The sequence below is a fragment of the Sorangium sp. So ce321 genome (genome assembly GCF_051530195.1).
Taxonomy (GTDB): Bacteria; Myxococcota_A; Polyangia; order Polyangiales; family Polyangiaceae; genus Sorangium.
In genome coordinates, this window is the sequence record NZ_CP150329.1 from 3,992,148 (window position 1) to 4,002,500 (window position 10,353).

The window sequence follows — 10,353 nt, forward strand, 5'->3', positions numbered from 1 at the left end:
CACCGTTTTTTCGGCGCCGCGCGTCCCGCCGTCCCGTCCGGGTCCCGTCCCGGGCAGCCCCGCCGCCGAGCCCGCAAGCCCCGGCTCAGGGTCTCATAACGCATTGCGTCATGATGGGCGAGGGGGGGCGACGTCGCTGATGCGCGCGCGGGGAGCGAGTATACCTGGGTCGCCGCCGGCGTGCGGCGCTCTAGGAGATGCCTGTGCTGGCTGCGCCGTTGCTCGATGCCTTGATCGATCGTGCTCTGGAAGAAGATCTCGCGGGAGGCGATCTCACGACCGAAGCCTGTGTCGAGGCCTCCGCGCGCGCGACCGCGAAGGCGGTCGCGCGCAAGCCGCTCGTCGCGTGCGGGGGGGCCGTGTTTCTTCGCGTCTTTCAGCGCCTGGATAGGCAGGTGGAGGGCGAGGTGCTGGTCCAGGACGGCACCGCCGTCGACACTGGCGCGGTGCTCTGGACGGTGCGCGGGGCCGCGCGCACGCTCCTCAGCGCGGAGCGCACCGCGCTCAACCTCGCGCAGCGGATGAGCGGCGTGGCCTCGGAGGCGCGCCGCTACGCCGCGGCGATCCCGGCCGGGTCCGGCGTGCGTATCACCGACACCCGCAAGACGACGCCCGGCCTCCGCGCCCTGGAGCGCTACGCGGTGCGGGTCGGCGGCGCGCACAACCACCGCGACAACCTGGGGAGCGCCGTGATGATCAAGGACAACCACATCATCGCGGCGGGCGGTATCACGACCGCCATCGCCCGCGCGCGGGCGCGCGCCCCGCACACGACGAAGGTCGAGGTCGAGGTCGCCTCGCTGCAGGAGCTCGACGAGGCGCTGGCCGCGGGCGCGGACATCATCATGCTCGACAACTTCACGCTGGCCGACGTCAAGACCGCGTCTGCGCGCGCGCGGTCGGCGCAGCATGGCCGGCCCCTCCTGGAGGTCTCCGGCGGCATCACGCTGGAGCGCATCCCCGAGCTCGCGGCGGCGGGCATCGACGTCATCAGCGTCGGGGCGCTGACGCACTCGGCGCGCGCGGCCGACATCGCGCTGGATCTCGCGCTGTGAGGCGGCTCGACGCGGCCGCCGTCGAGCGCGAGCTCTCGCGCCTCGGCGCGTCGCTCGGCACGCCGCTCGCTGTCGCGGCGGAGACGGCGTCGACGAACGACGACGCACGGAGCGCGGCCGCCGCCGGCGCGCCGCACGGGGCTGCGTTCCTCGCCGACGCGCAGACGCACGGGCGAGGGCGCGGCGGCCGCTCCTGGCACTCCCCGCCCGGGGAGAACCTCTACCTGTCGGTCGTGCTGCGCCCCGGCCTGCCGGCGAGCAGCGTCGCCCCCATCGCCCTCGTCATGGGCCTGGCCGTCGCGTCCGTCGTCGAGCGACGGCTCGCGTCCGCGGCGCGCCGCGGCGCGCCCGGCGACGGCTCCGCCGCCGAAGTGCGGCTCAAGTGGCCGAACGACGTGCTGGTCGGGGGCCGCAAGCTGGCGGGGATCCTCGTCGAGGCCCAGCTCCGCGGCGACGCCGTGAGCAGCGTGATCGTCGGCGTCGGGCTCAACGTCCACGCGTCGAGCTTCCCGCCGGAGCTCGCGGCGCGGGCCACGTCGCTCGCGCTGCTCGGGATCGACGACGTCCCGCGCGAGCTCCTCGCCGCGGAGCTGCTCCAGGCGCTCGGCGACGCGGCGGCGCGGTTCGAGGCGGGGAGGCTCGCCCCCTTCGCGGAGGATCTCGCCCGGCTGGACTGGCTGCGCGGCCGCCGCGTCGACGTGGCCGGCGTGACCGGCGTCGCGGCGGGGATCGACCCGGAGGGGCACCTCCTCATCCACGGCGCGGACGGCGTCCTCCGGGCGGTCGCGGCGGGCGAGGTCAGCGTGATCGCCGGCTGAGCGCCCCGCGCCGCTTGCGTTGCGCGCTCCGCGCGGCCAAAGCTTGCGCCCCACCGCGGGTCACCGGCGGCGCGGAGCCGTCCGGGCCGACCAGGCTCCTCAGGAGGCGCCGCTTCCTTGAAAGAAGACACCCTCGTCGTCCACGAAATCTACGCCAGCGTGCAGGGCGAATCGACGTTTGCCGGGCTGCCGTGCACGTTTGTCCGGCTCACCGGGTGCAACCTGCGCTGCGCCTGGTGCGACACGACGCAGGCCTTCTACGGCGGCAAGCGCCTCCGCCGCGGCGATGTCCTCGAGCGCGCGCTGGCCTGCGGCACGCCGCTCGTCGAGCTCACGGGAGGGGAGCCCCTCCTCCAGCCCGGGTCGTTCCCGCTCATGGCGGAGCTCTGCGACGCAGGCCGCACGGTCCTCGTCGAGACCAGCGGCGAGGCCGACGTGTCGCGCGTCGATCCGCGCGTCCACAAGATCATGGACCTGAAGGCGCCCGGCTCGGGGGAGTCCCACCGGAACCGCTGGTCGAACCTGGAGCACCTCACGCCGCGCGACGAGATCAAGTTCGTGCTCGCCGACCAGGCGGACTACGAGTGGATGCGGGGCACCATCCGCGAGCGGCGCCTCGACGCGCGCGGCGTGACGCTGCTCGCCTCGTGCGTCTGGGGCAAGCTGGCGCCGCGGGACCTCGTGCAGTGGGTGCTCGACGACGGCCTCCGCGTCCGGGTGCAGGTCCAGCTCCACAAGGTCATCTGGGGCGCGGACGCGCAGGGGGTCTGACCTGCGGGCCGCCCTCTCCACGGCGCGCCTCGGCGGAGCGATGGAGAGGAGCGGCGCCGGCCTCTCGTGGTCTCAGCGCTCTCCGCGCAGGAACTGCTCGTAGTCATCCACGTCGCGGGGCGAGCCGATGACGAGGGCCACGCGCTCGTGGAGCGAGCTCGGGACGAGATCGAGGATGCGATCGGTCCCCGTGCTCGCCTTGCCGCCGGCCGCCTCGAAGATGAACGCGAACGGGTTCGCCTCGTAGAGGAGCCGCAGCTTGCCCTGGCCGCTCCGGTCGGCGGGGTAGGCGAAGACGCCGCCCTTCAGCAGCGTCCGGTGCGCGTCCGCGACCAGCGACCCCACGTACCGCGCGCCGTAGGGCCGCCCCTCGTGCTTGTTTTCTTCCTTGATCCAGGCGTTCCAGCGGCGCACCGCCTCGGGCCACCGCGCGCTGTGGCCCTCGTTGATCGAGTACGTCGCGCCGCGCTCCGGGATGCGGATGTTCTCGTGGGAAAGGAAAAACTCACCCACGGTCGGGTCGTAGGTGAACCCGTGCACGCCGCCGAGGCCGGTCGTGAGGACGAGCAGCGTCGACGACCCGTAGAGCACGTAGCCCGCCGCGAGCAGATCGCGGCCGGGGCGCAGGAAATCCGAGGGATCGGCGCCCATCTTCGCGTCGCTCTTGCGGAGCACGCCGAAGATCGTGCCGATCGAGATGTTCACGTCGATGTTGGACGAGCCGTCGAGCGGGTCCATGACGACGAGGTACTTGGCGCGCGGGTCCGTGGAGAGGAGCCTCAGCTCGCCGAGCTCCTCGCTCACGACGGCCGCGCAGTGCCCGCGCCTCCCGAGCACGCTGAGCAGCGTCTCGTTGGCGACCTCGTCGAGCTTCTGCACGACCTCGCCTTGCACGTTCGTCTGCCCCGTGTACCCGAGGACGTTGGCGAGGCCGGCCCGCCGGACCTTGGACGTCACGAGCTTCGCCGCCAGGCTCAGCTGATTCAGGAGGGAGGTGAACGCCCCCGTCGCCGCGGGAAACCCGAGCATCCCCTCGAGGATGTACGTCTCCAGCGTGATCCCGACGCGCGACTGCGCGTCCGGCGGATTCCAGCTCAGGTTCCGTTGGTCCGATGAGAGCGACATGATCCCTCCGCGTTGTTGGCCAGGGACGTCGCCGCCCCAACCCTCTGCTCGCGCCTTCGCTGGCCGTCGCTCCCTCGAGAGCCGACCGGCGCAGCGTCGAGAATTGCGTATCCCATGCCCGCGCACAACATCCTCCATCGCCGGGCCTCCGGGGAGTTCGGCTGGCTACAGTCGTGCTCCTCCTGACGACATCCCGCGAGCCCGCCCGCTCGCGCGGGCGTCGGGCATCGAGGTTCGGGTTCACGCCCCGGGCGGGCCACGCGTTCCCGGTACCGCAACACCCTTGACGGAGTGATTCATGGCGCTGACTACCCGTGTAGAGCAGATCCTCTCTTGGTACGCCGCCGAGAACCCCGGCACGCTGACGAACCTCGTCCGGCTGTTCAACCACGGCGCGCTCGCGGGCACCGGCAAGCTGGTGATCCTGCCGGTGGACCAGGGCTTCGAGCACGGTCCGGTGCGATCGTTCGCTCCGAACCCGGAGGCTTACGACCCCGACTACCACTTTCAGCTCGCCATCGACTCCGGGTGCAGCGCGTACGCGGCGCCGCTCGGGTCGCTGCAGGCGGGCGCTGCCAGGTTCGCGGGGCAGGTGCCGGTGATCCTGAAGCTCAACAACAGCGACACGCTGGCCCGCGTGGAGCAGCCCATCTCGGCGGTGACCGGCTCGGTCGAGGACGCGCTCCGCCTCGGCTGCGTCGGGGTCGGCTACACGATCTACCCCGGGTCCGGCGCGCGAAACCGGATGTACGAGGACCTTCGTGAGATCACCCTCGAGGCCAGGCGCAAGGGCCTGGTCGTCATCGTCTGGAGCTACCCGCGCGGCGCCGGGCTGTCCAGGCAGGGCGAGACGGCCATCGACGTCTGCGCCTACGCCGCGACGATCGCGGCGCAGCTCGGCGCGCACATCATCAAGGTCAAGCCGCCGACGGCTCATATCGAGCAAGAAGAGGCGAAGAAGCTGTACGAGAAGTACAGTATCCCCCTCCAGACGCTCGCCGACCGGACCCGCCACGTCGTGCAGGCGACCTTCAACGGCAAGCGTGTCGTGATCTTCTCCGGTGGCGAGTCCAGGTCGACCGACGCCGTCCTCGCCGACGTGCGCGAGATGGCCGCGGGCGGCTCCTTCGGCTCGATCATGGGGCGCAACGCGTTCCAGCGGCCGCGCGCCGAGGCGCTGAGGCTCCTCTCGGACGTGATCCAGATCTACAAGTCGGCGCGCTGACGCCCCTCGATCCAGCGCTCGGGGCGGGGGCGCTCGGCCGAGGTCCGGCCAGGCGCACCGCCGGCGAGCGCCGCGACGCCAGCCCATCGCGGCGTCTGCCGAACACCGGGCGCGCGCCGCGTTGGCGAGCGCGCCGGCCGTCCGCCCTCGGGGAGCGCGCTCCCGCCCGCCCCTCGGTCTGACCGCTCGCGGGCATCGTCCACGTCGACGGGATTAGCCCTTCGTGATTAGATGCCGCGCTGGAAACCCTCCACGTCCGCGCTCAGGAGACCGCATGCCGATCAAAGTGAACCTCGCCTCGTCAGACCCGCTGAGCATCGCCGTCGACGTCGCTGTCATCGGCGTGCCCGAAGGCGCTTCGACGGGTGAGGGCGTGCTCGCGAGGCTCGCGGCGGCGCTGGGTGATTCCGTGGCCCACCAGGTCAAGCGCGACGACTTCACGGGAAAGAAGGACCAGAGCATCGAATTCGTGACGAACGGCGCGCTGAAGCCCGGCCGCGTGCTGCTGCTCGGCCTCGGGTCGGGCAAGGTCACCGACGTCGAGTGCCGGGTGCTCGCGGCGAAGGGCGCGCGCTTCGCGAACGGCGTGCGCGCCGAGAGCGTCGCGGTCGTGGTGCCGCCCGGGGTCGAGCGCGGCGAGCGCGCCGCCGCGGAGGGGCTCGTGCTCGGGGCCTACCGGTTCACCCGCTACTTCACGGGCGATCGCGTGCCCAAGTTCGGGCTCTCGCGCGGCACAGTGGTCATCGAGGGCAAGGCGGGCAAGGCGGCGCGCGACGCGGTCGCCCTTGGCCAGCAGGTCGGCGACGCCATCTGCGTCGCGCGCGATCTCGTCAACGAGCCGCCGAACGAGCTCTACCCGGAGGCCCTGGCGCGCGTCGCGGCGGACGTGGGCAAGCAGCACGGGCTCAAGGTGACCGTGTTCGACAAGGCCGCGCTGATCAAGCGGGGCATGAAGCTCATCATGGCGGTGGGGCAGGGGAGCGCGCGTGACCCCCGGCTGATCCACATGGTCTACGCTCCCGCCGGGAAGCCGAAGGGGAAGCTCGCCTTCGTGGGCAAGGGGCTCACCTTCGACAGCGGCGGCCTCTGCATCAAGCCGGCGCCCGGCATGGAGGAGATGAAGGGCGATATGGGGGGGCCGCGAACGTGGTCGCGCTGATGGCCGCCGTCGCGGCCGCCAAGCCGAACGTCGAGGTGCACGGCATCATCGGCTCCGCGGAGAACATGCCCGACGGCGCGGCGTACCGCCCCGGAGACATCTTCGGATCTCTCGACGGCAGGACGGTGGAGATCATCAACACCGACGCGGAGGGGCGCCTCGTCCTCGCCGACTGTCTCGCCTACGCGCGCGCGCTGAAGCCGGACTTCATCGTCGACAACGCGACCCTCACCGGCGCCTGCGTCGTGGCCCTCGGGCCGACGGTGTCGGGCTTCTTCTCGAACCGGGAGGAGCTCGCGGAGCGCATGCGGAGCGCCGCGAAGGCCGCGGGCGAGTCGATGTGGCAGCTGCCGCTGGCCGAGGAGCTCCGCGAGGGCCTGAAGAGCGACTGGGCCGACATCAAGCACACGGCCGACCGCTGGGGAGGGGCCATCACCGCGGCCCTGTTCCTGCGCGAGTTCGTGGGGGATGTCCCGTGGGTCCACGTGGACATCGCCGGCCCGTCGATGGCGAGCAAGCCCTACGGCATCGTCTCCAAGGGCGGGACGGGCCACGGCGTGCTTACCTTCCTCCGCCTCATCGAAGGCTTCACCGGCTAAACCGTGCAACTCCGCCGCAAGCTCGCGCGCGCCATGGGCCGCGCCATCACCGACTTCGACATGATCGCCGACGGCGATCGGATCCTCTGCGCCGTCTCCGGGGGCAAGGACAGCTACGCGATGCACGCGCTCCTCGTCGACCTCGCGCGGCGCGCGCCGGTCCGGTTCAGCGTGATCGCGATCAACATCGACCAGGGGCACCCTGGCTATCCCGGACACCTCCTGGCCGACTACATGGCCGCCGGCGGCTACGAGTTCCGGATGATCTCCGAGGACACGTACTCGATCGTCACCGAGAAGATCCCCGAGAACAAGACGTACTGCTCGCTCTGCTCCCGCCTGCGGCGGGGCATCCTCTACCGCGTCGCGCGCGAGCTCGGCTGCTCGAAGATCGCCCTCGGCCACCACCGCGACGACGCCGTGACGACGCTGCTCTTGAACCTGATCTTCGCCGGCCAGCTGAAGTCGATGCCTCCGAAGCTCATCTCCGACGATGGCGATAACGTCGTGATCCGCCCGCTCATCTACTGCGCCGAGGACGAGCTCGCGGCGTTCGCGGCGGAGGAGCGCTTCCCCCTCATCCCCTGCGATCTGTGCGGGTCTCAGGACAACCTCCAGCGCAAGGCGGTGAGCCGGCTCCTGGCGGAGCTCGACGCACGCCACCCCGGCGCGAGGCAGAACATGCTGGCCGCCCTCGGCAACGTGCGCCCGAGCCACCTCCTGGACACGGGTCTCTGGAAGCGGCTCGGGCTCGAGGTCGCCCGGGAAGAGGGCAGCGCGAGCGGCGCCGTGGGCGCCGACGGGCCAGCGCCGGACGTCCTGCCCGTGGGCAACCTCCTGCGGAACCTGGCCTAGCGGCCCGCCCATGAGCACGGATGCCCCCGGCGCGATCTCGATCGGCGACCCACGTGACGCGGAGTCGGCGGCGGCCAGCGCTGGTGCTGGCGGGGGCGGCGGGGCGCCTGCGCGCGAGGCCGACGGGCAGTCCGACGCCGAGGGCCCCGACGCCGCGCAGCCCGGGGCAGCGCGCTTCGATATCGGCCTCGGCGACGGGCGCGCCCCCCAGGCGCTGCTCGCTGCGATCGTGGCCTGGATGATCACGGTCGCGCCGGCCGCCTTCGGCCGCGGCGCGCCGCTGTCTGCCAGCGTCGCCGCCACGCTCGCCTTCCTGTGCGGCATCGCCGCGCCGCTGCTCTCTGCCACCCACCGCCGGCTCGCGCGGCACCTCGGCATTTCGGTCTTCCTTGCGCTCGTCACGCTGACCTGGCTGCTCGCTTCTCCTTCGCTCCAGCCGTCCCGCCTCGACCCCGTCCGCGCCGCGATTGGCGCGATCGCCTGGGGAATCTTCGCGCTCTCCTGGCGCGACCGGTGGGATGCGCGGCGCCAGCCAGAGCCGGACCCGGACGCCCCCCTCCTTCAGGCCCGAGGCCATCTGCCTCCGCTCGCGACGGCGGTCGTCGCGTTCGGCTCGCTCGTGAGCCTCGCGATCCTGGTGCTCGCGTGGCGGGTCCGGGACCTGGATCGGGCCCTCCTGGCGCAGGCCGTCGCCATGGCCTGCGCCGTCGCGCTGATCACCGCGGCGTCTGGCGTCGCGGTCGCCCGTGGCCGCCGGCACACGGCTGGCGCACGGCGGCTCACCCACCGCGCCGTCCGGCATCTGCTGGTCTTGATCGTCTTCGCCGTCCTGGGGGCGGTCGTGATGATGCTGCGCTGAGCGGCGGCTCGGCCGTGCCCCTCGGGCCGCTGCTCGTTCCTCACCATCCCCGCATCCCCGCCGGTTCCACGTCAAATCGCGTTACACTCACGCGCGTGTCCCGCGCCGTCGATGCATTCGCGATTCTGCTCCTCGCCGCCGCCGCGTCCTCGTTCGCCTTCGGGGTCCACGCGCTCGGCGATCGCCAGGATTTCAAGGCGATCTACCTCCTGGTGATCGGCGGCCTCTCGCTGAGAGCGTCCACGGAGATCCTTCGCCCCCGCGGGGGGAGCGCGTGAGCCCTGGGCGCCGAGCGGTCGCGGCAGCTGCGTGCCTGTGCGCGTGCGCCGCGTGGGCTGCCCTCTCGACGGCCGCGAAGGGGGCGCTGCCGTTGCCGCCCGACCTGGCGGCCCGCGTGGGCGCGCTCGACATCCCCGTCGACTCCGTGGCTCGTATCGCAGCAGCGCAGCGCATCTCGCCGGCACAGGCCGCAGATGCAGCGATCCGCGACGCGCTCTTCGCCGCGGAGGCACGAGGCCGCGGCCTCGAGCAGGACCTCGAGGTGCAGCGCGAGATCCGCGCGGTCCTGGCCCGTCGCCTGCTCCATCGGCTGAAGGAGGAGGCCGAGGGCGCCGGCCCGGTGACCGACGACGAGCTGCGCATCGCCACCGAGCGTCACTGGCTCGAGCTCGATCGTCCGGAGGGCTACCGCACCGTGCACGCCGTCGTCAGGCTCTCCGCGGACGCTGGCGAGGCGACGCGTGCGAAGGCGAGGGCGATCGCCGACTCGATCCGCGCGGCGGTGGTCACCGCGCGCGAGGTGGCCCTGCGCTCCGAGCCGCCGCTCGGCGCCGGGAAGGGGCAAACGCCGTCCGACCCGGCCGCCGACGCGTTCATCAGCGCAGCGAAGGGAGTCGCTGCCGACGGCCTCGAGGTCGTTGCGCAGCCGCTCCCGCCCGTCACGGCCGCGGGCCGTACCCTCACCCCGGAGCTGCAGCAGTTCGACGTCGATTTCTCCCGCGCCGCCGCGTCCCTCGTCGCGCGCGGAGACCTGAGCGCGCCGGTCGCGTCGTCGTTCGGGGTGCATGTGATCATGCTCCTCGAGCGCATCCCGCCGCAGGTGGTGCCTGTCGAGGAGCGACGGGTCCTGGTGCGCGATGAGGTCGTGACGGAGCGCGCGCGCGCCGCGCAGGCGAAGCTCCTCGAGGTGCTGCGGCGCGAGCCGCGGGTCGTGGGCGGCGTCGATGCTCTGCTCGAGCTCGTGCGGATCGAGCCATGACGACCTCGCGCAATGGAGCTCGCAAGCGGAGCGGGAGCCGGCTCCCACGGGATCAGGCGCCCTCCTCGTTCGCGGCCATCCTCGAGGATCTCCTGTGCGCGATCCCGGGCGCGCGCGCTGCCGCGCTCGTGGACTTCGAGGGCGAGACGATCGACTACGCGGGCCGCCTCGACCCGTTCGACGTGAAGGTCACGGCGGCCCACTGGCAGATCGTCCTGGCAGATATCGGGAGCTCGCCGCTCGGTGTGCCGCGCCAGATCACGGTGCGCGCCCACCGCAAGAGCTACATCGTTCGCCAGCTGCAACCGGGCTATGCTCTGGTCCTCGTGCTGCATCCGCGGGCTGCCTTCGCTGCGTCCCATCGCGCGCTGCAGGAGGCAGACGTGCGGCTCTGCGCCGAGGCCGGCTGGACCACGTCCCGCACCACGCGGTGGTACTGCGTGGACGTCGAGACCGAGGCCTCGGACCGAGGGCGCCCTGCTCGCCTCCGAAGCGCCGGCGGATGGCAACCCGTCGAGGTGATGGGCTCGATGGTGGGTCTCGGGCCGCGTGAGAAAGGTTTCCGGATCCGTCTCCCGAGCGGAGCGGAGATGCTCCTCATCCGCGAGCGGATGGGTCGCTGGTTCGCA

Annotated in this window: 10 protein-coding genes and 1 pseudogene (1 of these 11 cut by a window edge); 10 read left to right on the forward strand and 1 reads right to left on the reverse strand. The window is 72.2% G+C overall.

The window, feature by feature from the left end:
- The first annotated feature begins 203 nt into the window (after window positions 1-203).
- The 3 genes from nadC (at window position 204) to WME89_RS15420 (ending at window position 2,644) form a co-directional block, all read left to right on the forward strand.
- Window positions 204-1,055, forward strand: coding sequence for a carboxylating nicotinate-nucleotide diphosphorylase (gene nadC / locus WME89_RS15410; RefSeq protein ID WP_438009907.1), 852 nt, complete (start codon window positions 204-206; stop codon window positions 1,053-1,055).
- Window positions 1,052-1,873, forward strand: coding sequence for a biotin--[acetyl-CoA-carboxylase] ligase (locus WME89_RS15415; protein ID WP_438009908.1), 822 nt, complete (start codon window positions 1,052-1,054; stop codon window positions 1,871-1,873). The genes nadC and WME89_RS15415 overlap by 4 nt, the downstream gene beginning before the upstream one ends.
- 117 nt (window positions 1,874-1,990) lie before the next feature.
- Window positions 1,991-2,644 carry a radical SAM protein gene (locus tag WME89_RS15420; RefSeq protein WP_438009909.1) on the forward strand — a complete coding sequence of 218 codons (654 nt, stop codon included), beginning with the start codon at window positions 1,991-1,993 and terminating at the stop codon, window positions 2,642-2,644.
- A gap of 72 nt (window positions 2,645-2,716) precedes the next feature.
- Here the strand turns inward: WME89_RS15420 and fbp are convergent, their stop codons facing one another.
- Entirely contained in the window at window positions 2,717-3,769 is a 1,053-nt protein-coding gene (gene fbp, locus WME89_RS15425) for a class 1 fructose-bisphosphatase (RefSeq protein WP_438009910.1), read from the reverse strand.
- A 298-nt stretch (window positions 3,770-4,067) separates the two neighbouring features.
- Here fbp and WME89_RS15430 point away from each other — a divergent pair, with 298 nt between their 5' ends.
- The 7 genes and pseudogenes from WME89_RS15430 to WME89_RS15460 form a co-directional block, all read left to right on the forward strand.
- Window positions 4,068-4,994: a class I fructose-bisphosphate aldolase gene (locus tag WME89_RS15430; protein ID WP_438009911.1), complete on the forward strand. Its 927-nt coding sequence runs from the start codon at window positions 4,068-4,070 to the stop codon at window positions 4,992-4,994.
- Between the two features lie 274 nt (window positions 4,995-5,268).
- Window positions 5,269-6,752, forward strand: a pseudogene (locus WME89_RS15435) (leucyl aminopeptidase).
- Between the two features lie 3 nt (window positions 6,753-6,755).
- On the forward strand, window positions 6,756-7,607 hold the full coding sequence (gene ttcA, locus WME89_RS15440) for a tRNA 2-thiocytidine(32) synthetase TtcA (RefSeq protein WP_438009912.1): 852 nt from the start codon (window positions 6,756-6,758) through the stop codon (window positions 7,605-7,607).
- 238 nt (window positions 7,608-7,845) lie between these two features.
- Window positions 7,846-8,466 (forward strand): hypothetical protein, encoded by a 621-nt coding sequence (locus WME89_RS15445; protein ID WP_438009913.1) that lies wholly within the window; start codon window positions 7,846-7,848, stop codon window positions 8,464-8,466.
- A gap of 95 nt (window positions 8,467-8,561) precedes the next feature.
- Window positions 8,562-8,744 (forward strand): hypothetical protein, encoded by a 183-nt coding sequence (locus WME89_RS15450; RefSeq protein ID WP_438009914.1) that lies wholly within the window; start codon window positions 8,562-8,564, stop codon window positions 8,742-8,744.
- A complete protein-coding gene (locus WME89_RS15455) occupies window positions 8,741-9,724 on the forward strand; it encodes a foldase protein PrsA (RefSeq protein WP_438009915.1) in 984 nt (327 codons plus the stop codon). The genes WME89_RS15450 and WME89_RS15455 overlap by 4 nt, the downstream gene beginning before the upstream one ends.
- Window positions 9,721-10,353: the 5' portion of a roadblock/LC7 domain-containing protein gene (locus tag WME89_RS15460; RefSeq protein ID WP_438009916.1), read on the forward strand. It continues 21 nt past the right edge of the window; the window shows 633 of its 654 coding nt (coding positions 1-633); it begins with the start codon at window positions 9,721-9,723; its stop codon lies off the right edge, out of view. The genes WME89_RS15455 and WME89_RS15460 overlap by 4 nt, the downstream gene beginning before the upstream one ends.